At 35.4% G+C, this 19561-nt stretch carries 12 protein-coding genes; all 12 read left to right on the top strand.

The window, feature by feature from the left end; translation table 11 throughout:
- Nucleotides 1-1347 (top strand): quinol:cytochrome C oxidoreductase, encoded by a 1347-nt coding sequence (locus tag VKY47_RS04815; RefSeq protein ID WP_324310815.1) that lies wholly within the window; start codon nt 1-3, stop codon nt 1345-1347.
- A gap of 28 nt (nt 1348-1375) precedes the next feature.
- The gene (locus VKY47_RS04820; RefSeq protein ID WP_324310817.1) at nt 1376-2443 is read left to right on the top strand and encodes a cytochrome c oxidase subunit II; all 1068 of its coding nucleotides are present in this window, start codon (nt 1376-1378) and stop codon (nt 2441-2443) included.
- A 37-nt stretch (nt 2444-2480) separates the two neighbouring features.
- Entirely contained in the window at nt 2481-4274 is a 1794-nt protein-coding gene (locus tag VKY47_RS04825) for a cytochrome c oxidase subunit I (RefSeq protein WP_324310818.1), read from the top strand.
- Between the two features lie 330 nt (nt 4275-4604).
- Nucleotides 4605-5627, top strand: coding sequence for a Holliday junction branch migration DNA helicase RuvB (ruvB, locus tag VKY47_RS04830; RefSeq protein WP_324310820.1), 1023 nt, complete (start codon nt 4605-4607; stop codon nt 5625-5627).
- Nucleotides 5628-6023: 396 nt separating this feature from the next.
- Entirely contained in the window at nt 6024-6704 is a 681-nt protein-coding gene (locus tag VKY47_RS04835; protein WP_324310822.1) for a proprotein convertase P-domain-containing protein, read from the top strand.
- 42 nt (nt 6705-6746) lie between these two features.
- Entirely contained in the window at nt 6747-7670 is a 924-nt protein-coding gene (gene queG, locus VKY47_RS04840; protein WP_324310824.1) for a tRNA epoxyqueuosine(34) reductase QueG, read from the top strand.
- Nucleotides 7671-7742: 72 nt separating this feature from the next.
- Nucleotides 7743-10025: an NADP-dependent malic enzyme gene (locus VKY47_RS04845; RefSeq protein ID WP_324310826.1), complete on the top strand. Its 2283-nt coding sequence runs from the start codon at nt 7743-7745 to the stop codon at nt 10023-10025.
- A 77-nt stretch (nt 10026-10102) separates the two neighbouring features.
- Complete coding sequence (gene ruvA, locus VKY47_RS04850; protein ID WP_324310827.1) at nt 10103-10684, top strand: Holliday junction branch migration protein RuvA; 582 nt, start codon at nt 10103-10105, stop codon at nt 10682-10684.
- Nucleotides 10685-10689: 5 nt separating this feature from the next.
- Entirely contained in the window at nt 10690-17901 is a 7212-nt protein-coding gene (gene sov / locus VKY47_RS04855; RefSeq protein WP_324310829.1) for a T9SS outer membrane translocon Sov/SprA, read from the top strand.
- 61 nt (nt 17902-17962) lie between these two features.
- Nucleotides 17963-18343, top strand: coding sequence for a glycine cleavage system protein GcvH (gene gcvH, locus VKY47_RS04860; RefSeq protein ID WP_324310830.1), 381 nt, complete (start codon nt 17963-17965; stop codon nt 18341-18343).
- The gene (locus VKY47_RS04865) at nt 18336-18719 is read left to right on the top strand and encodes a VanZ family protein (RefSeq protein WP_324310831.1); all 384 of its coding nucleotides are present in this window, start codon (nt 18336-18338) and stop codon (nt 18717-18719) included. The genes gcvH and VKY47_RS04865 overlap by 8 nt, the downstream gene beginning before the upstream one ends.
- Nucleotides 18720-18776: 57 nt before the next feature.
- Nucleotides 18777-19496: an energy transducer TonB gene (locus tag VKY47_RS04870; protein WP_324310833.1), complete on the top strand. Its 720-nt coding sequence runs from the start codon at nt 18777-18779 to the stop codon at nt 19494-19496.
- The last annotated feature ends 65 nt before the right edge of the window (nt 19497-19561 follow it).

Consider the following 19561-nt stretch of genomic DNA (forward strand, 5'->3'; position numbering starts at 1 on the left):
ATGTACACATTCTCAAATAAATTAAAGACATTTTCTATTGCCTTAATGATTTTAGGTCTATTAGGGGTAGGATATGGTTTTATGACATCTCATAAATCTTTTGAAGACGTTGAAACCATGCTTGCAGAAGAAGCGTCTCATCACGGTGAAGATCATGCTGTAGCTGGCGTTTCAGAACATTCAGATAACGGTCATGAAACAAAAGCACAAGATGCTTCCGCTCAAGTTGATGAACACACCAAACACGTAGAGCATGTACAACATCAAATAGCAAATAGACCTTGGTCTGCATTATATGTTGCAGCCTTTTTCTTTTTTATGATTGCTATTGGCGTGTTGTCTTTTTATGCCATTCAAATTGCATCTCAGTCTGGATGGTCTCCGGTACTATTTAGAGTTATGGAAGGTCTTTCAGCCTACGTATTGCCTGGTGGAGTTATCGTGTTAGCAATAGCATTGGCATCTGGAATAATAGGAGATTACAATCTTTTTGTTTGGATGAATCCAGATGTAGTGGCCGATGATAAATTACTCCAAGGAAAAGCTAGTTGGTTAAGTATTGGTTGGTTTGCTGTAAGAGGAGTTATCTTTATTGCTGGTTGGAGTTTGTATAGTTACTTTGCTCGTAAGTTTTCTAAAGCTAACGATACGGCAACAGATAATAGTTATTTTAAAAAGGCGTTCCGTATTTCAGCAGGATTCTTAGTGTTCTTTATATACACAGAATCTATCATGTCTTGGGACTGGATAATGAGTATAGATCCACACTGGTTTAGTACCCTATTCGGTTGGTATGTATGGGCTGGAATGGCTGTAACTGGTATTACGGTAATTGCTTTTGTTGCCTTATACTTAAAATCTAAAGGATATTTAGAAGTAGTTAACGATAGCCACATTCACGATTTAGCAAAATATATGTTTGGTTTTAGTATTTTCTGGGCGTACTTATGGTTCTCTCAATTTATGCTAATCTGGTATGCAAATATCCCTGAAGAGGTAACCTATTTTATTACACGTGTTGAAGATTATAATTTACTTTTCTTCGGAATGTTGGTTTTAAACTTTGTGTTCCCATTCTTGGTTTTAATGAATAGTGATTACAAACGTCTACCTTGGTTTGTAGCTATGTCCGGAGTAATTGTTTTAATAGGACATTATATAAATGTATATGTTATGATCATGCCAGGAACAGTTGGTGATAGATGGGGTTTTGGAATTCCAGAAATCGGATCGGTAATGTTGTTTTTAGGTTTGTTTTTATTCATCGTATTTACAGCTTTAACCAAAGCACCATTAGTAGTTAAAAGAAATCCATTTTTGAAGGAAAGTGAACATTTCCATTATTAAGAAACTTAATTAAAGAAGAGAAAAGACAATGACAGCTTTTTTAACAATTATAATAGTAATTTTTGTAGCTATAGCCATTTGGCAAATGGTTAAAATATTTGATTTGGCGCAAGTAGGCGTTTCAAATACACAGATAGCAACAGACAATGATAACAAGGTAAATGCTTATCTTATGTTGGCTTTCTTGGCCTTCATATATATCTTAACCTTTATATGTTTTATTTATTGGGGCGATTTACCTTTATTATCAAATGCGGCATCAGAGCATGGGGCTCAAGTTGATAATTTAATGATTATTACCTTGGTAATCCTTTTTATTGTTCAATTTATCACCCAGTATTTACTGCATTATTTTGCGTACAAATACAGAGGAGAAAAAGGAAAAAAAGCCTTATTCTATGCGGATAATAATACTTTAGAAGCTATCTGGACTATTATTCCAGTAATTGTTTTATCTGGTTTAATTATCTACGGATTGTTTACTTGGACTACTATTATGAACGTCAATGAGGACGACGATCCATTAATTATCGAACTATATGCTCAACAGTTTAACTGGAAGGCGCGTTATGGTGGTAATGATAATACTTTAGGACAAGCTAACGTAAGATTGATAAACTTGGATAATGCCAATATTTTAGGATTGGATGAAGCAGACCCTAATGGTCAAGACGATATTATTGTTTCCGAAATACATTTACCTGTAGGAAGACCGGTATTGTTTAAAATCCGCTCCCAAGATGTATTGCACTCTGCATATATGCCTCACTTTAGAGCTCAAATGAACTGTGTACCAGGAATGATTACCCAGTTTGGTTTTACTCCGGTTACAACGACTGCAGATATGAGACAAACGCCAGAGATGTTGGATAAAGTTGCTAATATCAATAGACTTAGAGCAGAAAAGAGTGTAGAATTAGCTGCTAAGGGAGAGGAAGCATTAGATCCTTACGAGTTCCATTACTTATTACTTTGTAATAAAATTTGTGGAAAATCCCATTACAACATGCAAATGAATATTATTGTTGAGACTCAAGAAGAGTACGACGCTTGGATAAAAGAACAAAAGGAATTTAAGGATTCTTTAATTAAGTAAATTAAGAAACGTTTTTAAAAAAGTATATAAATAGATTATGTCAACACACGCAGATACTCACGCACACGAAGAAAATGACGGGCATCATCATAAAGAGACATTCATAACTAAATACATATTTAGTCAGGATCATAAAATGATTTCTAAGCAATACCTTATAACAGGAACCATTATGGGTGTTATAGGTGTATTAATGTCGGTTATGTTTCGTATACAAATTGCATGGCCGGAAGAACCAAATGTGTTATTTGAAGCTTTATTAGGAAAATGGGCACCAGATGGTGTTATGGATGCTGATGTATATTTGGCATTGGTAACCATACATGGTACTATTATGGTATTCTTTTTATTAACAGCTGGTTTAAGTGGTACGTTTAGTAACCTATTGATTCCGTTGCAAATTGGAGCACGAGATATGGCCTCTGGTTTCTTAAATATGGTTTCGTATTGGTTATTCTTTTTATCTGCAATAATCATGTTGTCATCCTTATTTCTTGAAGCAGGACCTGCAGCAGCTGGATGGACCATCTATCCACCGCTTAGTGCTTTGCCAATGGCTCAGCCTGGATCTGGAATGGGAATGACCTTATGGTTAATTTCTATGGCTATCTTTATTGCTTCCTCCTTGTTAGGATCATTAAACTATATCGTTACAGTAATCAATTTAAGAACTAAAGGGATGTCTATGACTAGATTACCTTTAACCATCTGGGCATTTTTTGTAACTGCTATTATTGGTGTGGTTTCTTTTCCAGTATTACTTTCTGCAGCCTTATTGTTAATTATGGATAGAAGTTTTGGAACCTCCTTCTTCTTATCGGATATTTTTATTCAAGGTGAAGTGCTTCACTATCAAGGTGGATCGCCTGTTTTGTTTGAACATTTATTCTGGTTCTTAGGACATCCAGAAGTATATATTGTTATTTTACCAGCCATGGGAATCGTTTCTGAAATATTGGCATCAAACTCACGTAAACCTATTTTTGGATATCGTGCCATGATTGCTTCAATTTTAGCCATTGCGTTCCTATCAACCATTGTTTGGGGTCACCACATGTTCGTTTCTGGAATGAATCCATTCTTAGGGTCGGTATTTACATTTACTACCTTATTAATTGCTATTCCTTCAGCAGTAAAAGCCTTTAACTGGATAACAACTATATGGAAAGGAAATATTCAAATGAATACGGCCATGCTGTTCTCTATTGGATTTGTTTCTACCTTTATTACTGGTGGTTTAACAGGAATTATTGTTGGAGATAGTGCTTTAGATATTAACGTGCACGATACGTATTTTGTAATTGCCCACTTCCACTTAGTAATGGGTATCTCGGCACTTTATGGAATGTTTGCAGGGGTGTATCATTGGTATCCAAAAATGTTTGGTAGAATGATGAATAAAAACTTAGGGTATATCCATTTCTGGATAACAGCTATATGTGCTTACGGGGTGTTTTTCCCAATGCACTTTATTGGAATGGCTGGATTACCAAGACGTTATTATACCAACTCAGCATTTCCACTATTTGACGATTTGCATGATGTTAACGTGGTAATTACAGTGTTCGCAATTATTGGAGCTATATTCCAAATAGTATTCTTATACAATTTCTTTGTAAGTATGTTCTATGGTAAAAAAGCAACTCAAAACCCATGGAGATCGACTACATTGGAATGGACTGCTCCTGTAAAACATATACACGGAAACTGGCCAGGTGCAATTCCTCATGTTTACCGTTGGCCATATGATTATAGCAAACCAGGTCATGACGATGATTTTGTGCCTCAAAACGTTCCTTTAAAAGAAGGAGAAGAAGAGTTACATCATTAAGTCCCTTTGAAAAAAGGAAGTTCATAAAAGGAGCTTCATAAAACTTATATAAAAGACCTTTAATTGAAGAAATTCATTTAAAGGTCTTTTTCATTAGTTCTTATAATGTTGAAATAGATCCAATACGGCACTTGTTCCTTTACAAATTGAAGGACCGCAAATAAGATTTAGAAAATCAAAAAAGCCTTTCTCTTAAATCAGAAAGGCTTTTTCTTTATATTTACACAAAGAAATAATGGAGTTATTTTTTCTATCGACTTGTTTTTTAGTTAATTCAAAATAAGTCAATTAATTTAATTAATAAGATTTCCACTTTCGTGGGAAGTTAGCATGAACGAAAACCTAGATCCTACAGGAGATAACTTTAGCCCAGAAGAACTGGACGTAGAAAAAAAATTAAGACCTTTATCCTTCGACGATTTTACAGGCCAGGATCAAGTGTTGGAAAATCTTCAAATATTTGTTCAAGCCGCAAATTTAAGGAATGAAGCTTTAGACCATACCTTATTTCATGGACCTCCTGGATTAGGAAAAACCACCTTAGCACATATTTTAGCTAGCGAATTGAGTGTTGGAATAAAAGTGACTTCTGGACCTGTACTTGATAAACCTGGAGATCTGGCTGGACTTTTAACCAATCTGGATGAAAGGGATGTGTTATTTATAGACGAAATCCATCGGTTAAGTCCTATTGTAGAAGAGTATCTCTATTCTGCCATGGAAGATTATAAAATTGATATCATGATTGAGTCTGGCCCCAACGCCAGAACCGTTCAAATAAATTTAAACCCATTTACTTTAGTTGGTGCCACAACACGCTCAGGACTTCTTACAGCTCCTATGAGAGCACGTTTTGGGATTCAAAGTAGATTACAATATTACAATACGGAATTATTAACCACAATTGTCCAACGAAGTGCCTCCATTTTAAAAGTTCCTACTTCTATGGAAGCTGCTGTAGAAATTGCTGGTAGAAGTAGAGGAACACCTCGTATAGCCAATGCATTGCTGCGTAGGGTTAGAGATTTCGCCCAAATTAAGGGTAATGGAGAAATAGATATTAAAATTGCAAAGTTTGCTTTAGAAGCGCTTCATGTAGATGCTTATGGTTTGGATGAAATGGATAATAAAATCTTAACAACACTTATCGATAAGTTTAAAGGCGGTCCAGTTGGCATTACCACTATTGCAACAGCAGTTAGCGAAAGTGCCGAAACCATTGAAGAGGTTTATGAACCTTTTTTAATTCAAGAAGGATTTATTATGCGAACACCAAGAGGTAGGGAAGTCACCGAATTGGCTTATAAACATCTTGGAAGAATAAAAGGTCCAACTCAAGGAGGTTTGTTTTAGAATGACATATCGCTCAATGCATTTCTAAAATGTTCAGGTTCCAAGAACCTCAAAAAAAACTTATTTCAAAAACATATAGAATTATTTTAAAACCGAAGCTAAAAATGCTTCGGTTTTTTTTATCCCATATGTTAACCTTTTAAGGAAAAGCTGTATTAACACTATATAACTATTATTCATTTAAATTTTAAAACCATGAAAAAATATTCAAGAAAAATTCGAACAAGAATTTCAAAATCAAAGTATGTATTATTAGCACTTTTAGTTGCTTTTAGTTTCTCGTGTTCATCAGATGATGACGGAGATGTTGCTCCTTCTCTAGCAAATCGAATTGAAATTAGCTCAGGATCCAACCAGTCTGCAGTAATAGGAACCGAATTAGCAAACCCAATAAAAATGGTCATTAAAGATCAATATGGGAGACCTTTCGAAGGTGCTATGGTTAGTTTTTCGGTAGCAGAAGGGAGTATATTTTCATCAACATCTACGAGTGATGCAAATGGTATTGTAACTAATAAGTGGGTACTTGGTAATACAGTTGGCTCTCAATTATTAACTGCCAGTGTATTTATGGCAGATGGAGTCACTCCGTTAAGTGGTTCGCCATTAATTATAACCGCAACTGGTTTGGAGGTTCCTTGTCAAACATTGATGAATTCTACGGTTCTTCCTGTGGGACCTGATAGTGGAACAATAACTAACTCAATAATTAATGTTCCAGACTCCTTTACGGTTAGAGATATAAATGTAACGCTAAACATTAATCATACTTGGGTAGCTGACCTTGAGATATTTCTTATAGCGCCAGATGGCATTACCATAGTTGAATTAACTACGGATAATGGTAGCAGTGGAGATAATTTAGTAAATACCGTTTTTGACGACGATGCAACACTTTTAATTGTTAATATAACAAGTGCTGATGCTCCTTTTACAAATAGATACCAACCAGAAGGAAGTTTAGCCACTTTTAACGGTCTCCAATCAAATGGAAATTGGACACTAAGAATTACTGATGACTCTGATGGTGATAGTGGATCACTTATTAATTGGTCTCTCGAAATTTGTGGGTATTAATAATTTTGAAACAAAGAAATTAAATAGTATTAACTTTACGCTGTGGATAAAAAGCAGCAATACACGCAACTTATAAAATCCGAAGCCAAACGCCTCGGATTTTTGTCTTGCGGTATTAGTAAAGCTCAATTTTTGGTAGAAGAAGCGCCAAGACTTGAAAATTGGTTGAACCAAAACATGAATGGCACCATGCAATACATGGAAAACCATTTTGACAAACGTTTGGATCCAACCAAATTGGTAGAAGGTTCAAAATCGGTTGTTTCCTTGTTATTTAATTATTATCCCGAAGAAACTCAAATTCAAAATACTTTTAAGCTTTCAAAATATGCCTATGGCACCGACTATCATTTTATTATAAAAGATAAATTAAAATCCTTGCTACATTTTATTCAAGATGAAATTGGCGAAGTTGAAGGTCGTGCTTTTGTAGATTCCGCACCCGTTTTAGATAAGGCTTGGGCAGCAAAATCTGGTTTGGGTTGGGTGGGCAAGCATACCTTGTTATTGACCCAGAAATCCGGCTCCTTTCATTTCATTGCCGAATTAATTATCGATTTGGAACTGGAATATGATACCATTACTACAGATCATTGTGGCACTTGTACCAAATGCATCGATGCTTGTCCTACACAAGCCATTACAGAACCTTATGTGGTAGACGGCAGTAAATGTATTTCGTATTTTACTATCGAGTTAAAAGATAATATTCCAACCGAGTTTAAAGGAAAATTTGAAGACTGGATGTTTGGTTGCGATATCTGTCAAGATGTATGTCCATGGAATCGATTTTCAAAACCACATAACGAGCCTCTGTTTAATCCCCATCCCGAATTATTATCAATGACCAGAAAAGATTGGGAAGAGATTACCGAAGATACTTTTAAAAAGGTCTTTCAGAAATCGGCCGTGAAGCGGACTAAATTTTCTGGATTAAAACGCAACATCAATTTCTTAAAAGATTAGGCTTTAAGTTTGAGTATTATTACATTTGTGAGTTCAGAATTTTTCTGGAAGAAGCTTAAATCAATAGAGAATATGAGCAAACAAAGCAAACGTAGAGAAGCCCTAGTATATCATGCCAAACCAACTCCTGGCAAAATTGAAGTTATCCCAACCAAAAAATACGCCTCACAAAGAGATTTGTCTTTGGCCTATTCTCCTGGGGTTGCAGAACCTTGTTTAGAAATTGTAAAAGATATCAACAATGTCTATAAATATACGGCCAAAGGAAATTTAGTGGCAGTAATATCCAATGGAACTGCAGTTTTAGGACTTGGTAATATTGGACCTGAAGCCTCAAAGCCAGTAATGGAAGGCAAAGGTTTGTTGTTTAAAATTTTTGCAGACATAAATGTTTTTGATATTGAAGTAAATACGGAAGATGTAGAAGAATTTATTCAAACCGTAAAAATGATTGCCCCAACTTTTGGAGGTATTAATTTAGAAGATATTAAAGCTCCCGAAGCTTTTGAGATAGAAAGACGTTTAAAAGAAGAATTGGATATTCCAGTTATGCACGACGATCAGCATGGTACCGCTATTATTTCGGCTGCCGCTTTATTGAATGCCTTAGAAATTTCCGATAAAAAAATAGAGGACGCACGAATTGTTATTAGTGGAGCAGGAGCTGCCGCTATTTCATGTACCAGATTATATCAAGCTTTTGGTGCCAAGCGTGAAAATATCGTCATGTTGGATAGCAAAGGGGTGATTAGACAAACTAGAGGCGATCTTACAGATGAAAAGGCCGAATTTGCTACTCACAGAGAAATAGATACGCTGGACGAAGCTATGGAAAATGCCGATGTATTTATTGGACTTTCTAAAGCCAATATTGTAAGCCCAGCCATGTTATTGTCCATGGCAGAAAAGCCGATTGTTTTCGCAATGGCAAATCCAGACCCTGAAATAGAATACCAATTAGCCGTAGACACCAGGGACGATATTATTATGGCCACTGGACGTTCAGACCATCCAAACCAAGTGAATAACGTGCTTGGCTTTCCATTTATTTTTAGAGGTGCTTTAGATGTAAGAGCCACAAAAATTAACGAAGCAATGAAGATGGCTGCCGTAACTGCTTTGGCAAATTTAGCGAAGGAACCAGTTCCAGAACAAGTAAACATTGCTTACGGTGAAACTCGTTTAACTTTTGGAAAGGAATATATTATCCCTAAGCCGTTTGATCCAAGGCTAATTGCCGAAGTGCCACCCGCAGTAGCAAAAGCAGCTATGGAAAGTGGTGTTGCCAAGGAGCCTATTGAAAATTGGGAAAAATATAAAGAAGAACTTTTAGAGCGTTTAGGTTCAGATAATAAACTAGTTAGACTCTTATTAAATAGAGCTAAAATCAATCCAAAGAGAGTGGTTTTTGCCGAGGCAGATCATTTAGATGTGTTGAAAGCTGCTCAAATTGTGCACGACGAAGGAATTGCTATTCCCATTCTTCTTGGAAGACGTGATCTTATTGAAAAATTAAAAGAAGAGATTGAATTCGATTCTGATGTAGAGATTATCGATCCTAAATCCGATGAGGAAGAGGTCCGTAAAAATAAATACGCAAAAGTTTATTGGAATCAACGTAACAGAAGAGGAGTTACCTTGTATTCAGCTCAAAAAATTATGAGAGAGCGCAATTATTTTGCGGCCATGATGGTCAACGAAGGAGATGCCGATGCCATGATTTCTGGGTATTCTAGAAGCTATCCTTCCGTAGTAACTCCAGTATTAGAATTAATAGGTTTAGCACCAGATTCCACCAGAATTGCAACAACAAACTTAATGATAACACAACGTGGTCCATTGTTTTTAAGCGATACAGCCATAAATATAAACCCTACAGCCGAAGATTTAACAAAAATCACTCAAATGACGGCTGGAGTGGTTAAAATGTTTGGAATGGAACCAGTAATGGCTATGATTTCCTATTCTAATTTTGGGTCTTCAAAAAACCAAACGGCTATCAAAGTGCGGGAGGCTGTAAGTTATTTGCATAAAAGACACCCTAATTTAGCAGTTGATGGCGAGCTTCAAGCAGATTTTGCATTAAACCGAGACATGCTTCAAGATATTTTTCCGTTTTCTAAATTGGCAGGAAAGAAAGTAAACACTTTGATTTTTCCTAATTTGGAATCGGCTAATATTACCTATAAACTATTGAAAGAACTCAACAATGCCGACTCAATAGGGCCAATTATGATGGGTTTAAAAAAACCTGTTCACATCCTTCAACTGGATGCAAGTGTAGACGAAATTGTTAACATGACTGCCATTGCGGTTATAGACGCGCAACAAAAAGAAAAAGAGGCTAAGGCTTAATATATGCATTAGAGAAATAAACGGCTTTATAATGTGAATAATTTTATTACATTTGAAAGTTTACTAAAGTTTTGTTAATGATTACACATATTCAAGGGAAACTTGTTGAGAAAAACCCAACCGATGTTGTTATAGACTGCAATGGTGTGGGTTATTTATTAAATATTTCTTTACATACTTTTTCACAGATACCAGATCAAGAAAATATCAAATTATTTACCCATCTTCAAATTAAGGAAGATTCCCACACCTTGTTTGGGTTTTCATCTTTAGCCGAAAGAGAGATTTTTAGACTGTTAATTTCTGTAAGTGGCGTTGGAGCTAGCATAGCAAGAACCATGCTGTCTTCCTTAACACCTAAACAAGTAAGAGAAGGAATTGCCCTTGCAGATGTAGCATTAATTCAATCCATAAAAGGGATTGGAGCAAAAACCGCTCAACGAGTAATTTTGGATTTAAAAGATAAAATTTTGAAAGTTTATGATATTGATGAACTTTCAACCCGAAAAAGCAATACGAACAAAGACGAAGCGTTATCTGCTTTAGAAGTTCTTGGATTTAATAAGAAACAATCGGAACGTGTGGTTGAGAAAATTGTATCCATTGAACCAGATGCTAGTGTAGAAGACATAATCAAACAGGCCTTAAAAAAATTGTAAAAAATTTGAGTGCAACCCATCAAAAGTATTTAAAAACAACCAGACAAAATATACTATTAAGCACACTGTTGCTTTTTAGCCTTTATTCGTTCTCCCAGGTAACACCAACGCCTCAGGACACTACAAGTACGGGGTTTTCTATGGGAAATATTTACATGCCCAATCCGTCTAGTATTGAGGCTAAATACACGTACGATCCTCTTACAGATAGATATATTTATACCGAAATGGTAGGAAGTTTTAATATTAAATATCCTATAATTTTAACACCTGAAGAGTTTAGAGAACTGGTTTTACAAGAAAATCTGAAAGCATATTACAAAGAAAAAATTGATGCCTTTGAAGGTAAAAAAGAAGGCGCTGAAGACAATCAGAAAAATTTACTACCAGAGTTTTATGTAAGATCTGGTCTGTTTGAAACAATTTTTGGAGGAAATACCATAAATGTAATTCCACAAGGTTCGGTAGAAATGGATTTGGGTGTGCTGTTTACCAAACAAGACAATCCTACGTTTTCTCCTCAAAATAGAAGTAATTTCACCTTTGATTTCGACCAGCGTATTAGTTTAAGTTTACTAGGAAAAGTAGGAACAAGGTTGCAAGTAACAGCTAATTATGATACGCAATCGACTTTCGATTTTCAAAACCTGATAAAACTAGAGTACACCCCAACAGAAGACGATATTATTCAGAAAATTGAAGTTGGTAACGTGAGTATGCCATTAAATAGTTCTTTAATTACTGGAGCACAAAGTTTATTTGGTGTAAAAGCCCAATTACAGTTTGGTAAAACAACGATTACTGGAGTGTTTTCAGAACAAAAATCTGATACCAAAACAGTTGTTGCCCAAGGAGGTGGAACCTTAGAGGAATTCGATTTTTTTGCAAGGGATTATGACGAGAACAGACACTATTTCTTATCACATTACTTTAGGGATAATTACGATAAGAGTTTGGCAAATTATCCATTCATTAACTCTAATGTGCAAATTACTAGAATAGAAGTTTGGATCACAAATAGAAACAACAACACGGAAAACGTTAGAAACATTGTGGCTTTACAGGATTTAGGAGAGTCCAATCCAGATCCTAATGCCAATAATATTTTATTGCAACCCATTCCTCCAGGTTTTATAAATGTGGGACCTAATGCCTTTCCAAGCAATAAAAATAACGATTACGACCCAACCAGAATAGGTTCAGGCTCCGTACTTACACAACAAATTAGAGATATTGCTACCGTACAACAAGGTTTTGGAACTTTATCGGCTCAAGTTAGCGAAGGTTCGGATTACGCCAAACTAGAAAATGCCAAAAAACTACAACAAGGTCAAGAATATAATCTAAATCAGCAATTAGGTTATATCTCTTTAAACCAAAGATTAAATAACGACGAGGTTTTAGCGGTTGCATTTCAATATACGGTTGGAGGACAAGTGTATCAAGTAGGTGAATTTGCCAATGACGGATTGGACGCCACAGGGGTAAATACAGATCCAAGTGGTATTACTACCGTAACCAACAACACCTTAATTCTAAAATTATTAAAGAGCCCGATTACAAATGTCAATCAGCCAATTTGGGACTTAATGATGAAGAATATCTATAATACAGGTGCTTATCAATTAAGTCAAGACGATTTTAAATTAAATATTTTTTATAACGAAGCATCTCCTTTAAACTTTATTTCACCTGTAGGTGGAGGTTCTTTTGGGGTTGATATTAATGGAAACCCAATTACGGGAAGTACGCCTCCTGGAGATTTAATTGAAAACACCACCCTATTGAATTTGTTTAATTTAGACAGATTGAATTTTAACGGCGATCCACAAACAAACGGAGATGGGTTTTTCGATTTTGTTCCAGGGATAACAGTTTTTCCAGAAAATGGAAAGATCATATTTACTAAAGCAGAACCTTTCGGGAAATATTTATTCGATAAATTAGCTGTTGGAGGAGAAGATTATAACAACAATTTAACCTATAACAACAACCAGGCTAAATATGTTTATGATATTCTTTATAAGCAGACCAAAACAGCTGCCCTAGAAGCAGCCGAAAAGAACAAGTTCAAAATAAAAGGACGTTATAAATCTTCTGGAGGAGACGGAATTCCTATTGGAGCGTTTAACGTACCTCGTGGCTCTGTAAAAGTAACTGCTGGAGGTAGAATGTTGGTTGAGGGTATTGATTATACCGTAAACTATATGCAAGGAACCGTTCAAATTTTAGACGAAGCCTTAAAAGCATCCAACACGCCTATTCAAGTTACCACTGAAAACAATGCTGTTTTTGGACAACAAACAAAACGCTTTACAGGCTTTAACGTGGACCACCAATTCAACGAAAACTTTGTTCTTGGAGCTACTTGGCTTCATTTAAATGAAAGGCCGATCACGCAAAAAGCCAATTACAATCAAGAGCCAATTAATAATCATATTTTTGGGATTAATGGAAATTACTCTACTGAAGTTCCGTTTTTTACCAGATTGGTTAATAAATTACCAAACATAGACACAGATGTGCCATCCAATCTTTCGATTAGAGGAGAATTCGCTTATTTAACCCCAGGTTCCCCAAAAGGAACAGATTTTAATGGTGAAGCAACTTCTTATGTGGACGACTTTGAAGGTTCGCAAAATTCTATCGATTTGAAATCGCCTCAATCTTGGTTCTTATCAAGTAGACCTCATGGTATTAATGGTAATAACGATAACGTAAATGGCATTGAACAGGGTTACCATAGAGCCATGTTAAACTGGTACAATATCGACCCTATCTTTTATGGCAGCAGAAGTCCAAGTGGGATTTCAAACGACGATATTTCAGATCTTTACACCAGTCGTGTGTTTATTCAGGAATTGTTTCCAAATCAAGACATTGCCCAAGGGCAAACAACTGTGGTTAATACTTTGGATTTGGCTTATTACCCAACAGAAAGAGGACCTTATAATTTCCAAACCACAGATATCGACATCAATAGTAACACTTTGTTAAATCCGCAAAGTAGTTGGGGAGGAATTACGAGAGCTTTAACTTCAACAGATTTTGAACAATCGAATGTAGAATACATCGAATTTTGGTTACAAGATCCCTTTCAGGAAAACACTTCTAATCCAGGTGGAAAACTTGTTTTTAACTTAGGTAATATTTCTGAAGACATTGTAAAGGACGGTAGAAAATTATATGAAAACGGCCTTCCAGCCGATGGGAATGTTATTGGAGTTTTACCGGTTTCAGATTCATGGGGCACGGTTTATCCACAAAACCAGTCCTTGATTTATGCCTTCGACACGACGGGACAAGAACGAGCTAACCAAGATGTGGGTTACGATGGATATAATGATGCTGAAGAAAGATTGGCATTCCCTGATTTTGCAGCCTTAGATGATCCTTCAAACGATAATTACAAATATTTCCTGAATACAGAAGGAGATATTTTTGATCGCTACAAATTTTATAATGGCGTAGAAGGAAACTCGCCATCAGAGTTTTCAGACACCAATCGTGGTTCTACAACTCAGCCAGATGTAGAGGATATTAATCGTGATAATACTATGAATACCATAGATAGTTATTACGAATATGAGTTAAACTTAACTCCAGGTACCTTAAATATGAACAACCCTTATATTGTTGATATTAAGCAAGATGAAGTTAGAACCTTGCCTAACGGACAAACGGTTACTCCAAGATGGATACAATTTAGAATTCCTGTAACAGATTATACTGGAGCTATTGGAGGGATTTCAGATATGAGATCCATTCGTTTTTCACGTATGTATTTAAAGGAATTTTCAGAAAAAACAGTTTTTAGATTTGGAACTTTAGACTTGGTAAGAAGCGATTGGAGAAGATATGGTTTAACTTTAGATGAAGATGGCGGAGACCCGAATTTAGATAATACAGAATTTTCTGTAGGAGTTATTGGTACCATAGAAAACGATGGAATATACATTTCACCTCCAGGCGTAGATCCTGAAGAGTATTATAATAACAATACGGTTATTCGTCAAAATGAACAATCCTTGGTCTTGAGAGTTTGCGATTTAGAATCTCACGATGCCAGAGCAGTTTACAAAAATATTAATGTAGACATGCGTCAATATAAACGTTTAAGAATGTTTATTCATGCCCAAGAAGGTGAAATTCCAGGTTTGGCCGATGAAGATCTAGTAGGTTTTATTAGAATGGGTAACGATTTAACCCAAAACTACTACCAAATAGAAGTGCCACTAAAAGTAAGCACAGGTACAAGTAGAGAACTGCTATGGCCAACAGAAAACGAAATTAATTTAGCTTTAAGTTTACTACAAGATATTAAGTCTAAAGGAATTAGTAACGGAACCCTTGCAAACCCAACCCCAACTTTCTACAATGTTATTGACGATGTTTTAAGTGAAAATCCAGTACCAGAATACTCGCCTTATATACTGGGTCAAGAACGAATTGGTATTATTGGAAATCCAAATTTTGGGGATATTAGAACTTTAATGGTTGGAGTTAAAAACGCCGCTGGAGTTGATAAATGTGGGGAATTATGGTTTAATGAACTGCGCATGTCAGACATGGATAATGAAGGTGGATGGGCAGCTATTTTAACAATGGATACCAACTTTGCAGATTTTGCGAATGTAAGCGCCACCGGAAGAAAAAGCACCACTGGATTTGGTTCGATTGAGCAAGGCCCAAATCAAAGAAGCCGAGAAGATGTAGAACAATACGATGTAGTTACTAACGTAAATGTTGGTCAGTTACTACCTCCAAAATGGGGTATTCAACTTCCTTTTAATTATGGACAGGGAGAAGAAATGATTACACCTAAATACGATCAGTATTATAAGGATTTAACTTTGGAATCTAGATTGGAAGCTGCAACAACTAGCGACGAAAAAGATAATATTAGAGAGCAATCTGAAAATTATACAAAACGAAGAAGTATTAATTTTATAGGGGTTAGAAAAATTAAAACCAACGAATCCAAGGCTCGATTCTACGATGTGGAAAACCTGACCTTTAATTATTCCTATAATAAAATAAAGCACAGAGATTTCGAAATAGAAAACTCGGTCGATCAAACGGTGAGAGCGGGAGTTAATTATGCCTATAATTTCCAACCTGTTTCCATAGAGCCTTTTAAGAAAAGGGATTCCTTGTTTACCGGAGAATATTGGAAACTGTTAAAAGACTTTAATTTTAATCCGCTGCCTTCAAATTTTACGGTGAATACAAATATTAACCGTCAGTTTAATCAGCAAAAATTTAGAGAAATAGAGTTGGCCGGGAACAATATTGGTTTGGACGAATTTTATAGAAGAAACTACACTTTCGACTATCAGTACACCATTAATTATAACTTAACAAAATCGCTTCAGGTAAACCTAACGGCTTCCAATAATAACATTGTAAGAAACTATTTTCAAAACAATATTATCAATGGAGAACAGGATCCGAGTTTAACAGTTTGGGATGGTTTCTTCGATTTTGGAGATCCAAACAGGCAATTTCAACAACTTACGGTTAATTACGATATTCCACTTAAAAAAATTCCAACCTTTAGTTTTGTTGATGCTACTTATTCTTATAGTGGCGATTTCCAATGGCAAAAAGGGTCGGATTTATTTGGAAACCTAGAAGTAGATGGGGAGACTTACGATTTAGGGAATACGGTGTCTAATGCCAACAGGCATAACATTAACAGCACATTGAACATGAATAAGTTCTATAATTACATAGGACTTAAAAAGAAAACGGTAAGACGATCTCCTACACCAACATCAAGGCCTATAACTGCAACCGAATCAGATGAGGATTTAGATAGAAAACCCAAACCTGCCAAAGCTAAAAATGGCGGTCAGAAATTGGCCAACGTAGGAATAGATGTTTTGACAAGTTTAAAAAGAGTTCAGGTAAATTACTCTGAAACCAATGGAACATACTTGCCAGGTTATTTAAGAACCCCTGGTTTTATTGGAACTTTAAAACCTACGGTTGGTTTTACATTTGGTAGTCAGAGCGATGTAAGACACCTTGCTGCTAAAAACGGTTGGTTAACTGTATATCCGGATTTTAACGAACAATATACCGCAGTAAAAACCAAGCAATTCGATTACTCTGCAAACATAGAGCCCTTGAAAGATTTAAAAATCGATTTAGTAGGGAATAGATTGTATGCAGAAAATTATACAGAAAACTATATCATTAACGACTATGGAGATGGACCGGAATACGAATCCTTAACGCCTAATAGTTTTGGAAACTTCAGTATTTCTACCATTCTTATAAATACGGCTTTTAGTAAAAGCGATCAAACCCAGTCTGCTGCCTTCGACGATTTTAGATCAAACCGATTAAAAGTAGCTAATAGATTGGCAGAATCCCATTACGGAACTTCTGGATATCCAGTCGACGCAGAAGGATATCCTGTTGGATTTGGTAAAAACAGCCAATCTGTGTTATTGCCATCGTTCCTTTCAGCTTATTCTGGAAAAGACGCCGAAGGGATTTCACTTTCAGCTATAAAGGATTTCCCGATTCCAAACTGGGACATAAAATATACAGGTTTAATGAACGTGCAATGGTTTAAAAAACGCTTTAAACGTTTCTCTTTAATCCATGGATATCGTGCGTCTTATACCATCAATCAATTTAGATCTAATTTAGATTACGACCCATTAGAACCAGAAGCTTTAGACCAAGGAGGAAACTTTAAAAACGAAACTCTTTATAGCAATATTAACTTAACCGAAATGTTCAGTCCATTAATGCGTATTGATATGGAAATGAAAAACTCGGTAAAGATTTTGGCAGAAATCAAAAAAGACAGACTCCTTTCTTTAAGCTTTGACAATAATTTAATGACAGAAATTCAAGGAAATGAATATATTATTGGTTTGGGTTATAGAATTAAGGATGTTAGGATCAATTCAAAATTAGCAGGTCCAACCAAAAGAATTGTCAGCGATTTAAACTTTAAGGCAGATTTATCTTATAGACGAAACGAAACTATTATAAGATATTTAGACGTTATGAACAATCAAATTACTTCAGGTCAAACGGTTTGGTCTGGAAAACTTACAGCAGATTATTCCTTTAGTAAAAACTTAACAGGTATTTTCTATTTTGATTATATGTTTTCTGAGTATGCTATTTCAACCGCATATCCACAAACAACCATTCGTTCTGGGATTACATTAAGATATAATTTCGGTAATTAGTGAAATCTATTTGATATTACCGTTTGAATAAATACATTTGCTGAAACAAATACAATTATAAATGAATATTCCATCAAATTTAAAGTACACCAAAGATCATGAATGGGTAAAAATGGATGGCGATGTAGCCACTATTGGTATCACGGATTTTGCACAAAGTGAATTAGGAGACATCGTATACGTAGAGGTTGAAACTTTAGACGACACCCTTGAAGCCGATGAGATTTTTGGTACTGTTGAAGCTGTAAAAACGGTTTCAGATTTAATTTTACCTGTTTCTGGAGAAATTATCGAGTTTAACGAAACTCTTGAAGACGAACCAGAAAAAGTAAATAGCGATCCTTATGGAGACGGTTGGATGATAAAAGTTAAATGCTCAGACATGTCTCAAATAGAAGGATTAATGTCGGCAGAGGCTTATAAAGAATTAATTGGTGCTTAAAAAAAGAGCTTTATTAATTGCTGCTTTTTATACCATAGGACTTGTAGTAGTAAGTTTAGTCAAACTTGATTTAAAATCTGTAGAAGATATAGTACCATCTTTTAGCGATAAAATATTTCATTTTATGGCCTATGCTTTATTTACTTGGCTTTGGTTTAATGCTTTTTACTTCAAATTTAATTTCAATAAAATAAAAGGTATCTTTACAACAGTTGTAATTGCAATTGTTTTTGGTATAATTATTGAAGTGTTGCAGTGGTTGTTAACTTCATCTAGAAGTTTCGATTTGTTAGATATTTTAGCAAACGTTCTAGGTGTATTATTCACAGCTTTTTTATTAAATAGCAAAATTAACATAGACGTTAAAAAATATTAATCGTTTGCATTATTGCCAAATAATTGGTTATTTTAGCACTCAGGAAAATTAGAAATCATGGAACAAAAGAAAAATCCTAAAGCAAATGTAGGTCGTAATAGCTCGCTGTTCTTCTTAGTGGGAATGGTATTGATGTTATTTGTAACGTATACAGCCATTAACTATAAAACCTATGATAAGGAAGCTATAGATATTGGGATGTTAAATATGGATGATGAGTTTGACGAAGAAATTCCAATTACAGAGCAATTACAAACTCCACCACCTCCACCACCTCCACCTTCCGCACCTGAAGTTATTGAGGTTGTTGAAGATGAGGTAGAAGTTGAGGAAACAGTTATTGAATCGACAGAAACAAGCCAAGAAGAGAAAATTGTTAAAGTAGAAGAGGTGTTTGTTGAAGAAGTTGAAGAAGACATTGAAGTTCCTTTTGCTGTTATTGAAAACGTTCCTGTTTTCCCTGGTTGTGAAAGTGGAAATAACGAAGCTAAAAAAGCTTGTATGAACGAAAAAATGAGTAAGTTCATTTCAAGTAAATTTAACACCGATTTAGCCGGAGATCTAGGCTTAAGTGGTGTTCAAAAAATTAGCGTGTTCTTTAAAATTGATAAAACTGGCGAAATTGTAGATATTAAAGCAAGAGCGCCACATCCAAGATTAGAACAAGAAGCTATTCGTGTGGTAGGCTTATTGCCTAAAATGCTACCTGGAAAGCAACGTGGAAAAGCAGTAAGAGTTCCATACTACTTGCCAATAAAATTCCAAGTACAAGACTAAGAAACTAGTTTTTAAAATAATATATAAATCTCGTTACCAATCCGTTTTCCCGGAAGTAACGGGAT

It is taken from the genome of Xanthomarina sp. (assembly GCF_035306705.1).
In the GTDB taxonomy this organism is placed as follows: domain Bacteria; phylum Bacteroidota; class Bacteroidia; order Flavobacteriales; family Flavobacteriaceae; genus Xanthomarina.

What these genes read in the sequence shown, in the direction of transcription:
- VKY47_RS04815 (WP_324310815.1), top strand. Translation starts at nt 1, where the DNA reads ATGTACACATTCTCAAATAAATTAAAGACATTTTCTATTGCCTTAATG.
- VKY47_RS04820 (WP_324310817.1), top strand. Translation starts at nt 1,376, where the DNA reads ATGACAGCTTTTTTAACAATTATAATAGTAATTTTTGTAGCTATAGCC.
- VKY47_RS04825 (WP_324310818.1), top strand. Translation starts at nt 2,481, where the DNA reads ATGTCAACACACGCAGATACTCACGCACACGAAGAAAATGACGGGCAT.
- ruvB (WP_324310820.1), top strand. Translation starts at nt 4,605, where the DNA reads ATGAACGAAAACCTAGATCCTACAGGAGATAACTTTAGCCCAGAAGAA.
- VKY47_RS04835 (WP_324310822.1), top strand. Translation starts at nt 6,024, where the DNA reads ATGGTCATTAAAGATCAATATGGGAGACCTTTCGAAGGTGCTATGGTT.
- VKY47_RS04845 (WP_324310826.1), top strand. Translation starts at nt 7,743, where the DNA reads ATGAGCAAACAAAGCAAACGTAGAGAAGCCCTAGTATATCATGCCAAA.
- ruvA (WP_324310827.1), top strand. Translation starts at nt 10,103, where the DNA reads ATGATTACACATATTCAAGGGAAACTTGTTGAGAAAAACCCAACCGAT.
- gcvH (WP_324310830.1), top strand. Translation starts at nt 17,963, where the DNA reads ATGAATATTCCATCAAATTTAAAGTACACCAAAGATCATGAATGGGTA.
- VKY47_RS04870 (WP_324310833.1), top strand. Translation starts at nt 18,777, where the DNA reads ATGGAACAAAAGAAAAATCCTAAAGCAAATGTAGGTCGTAATAGCTCG.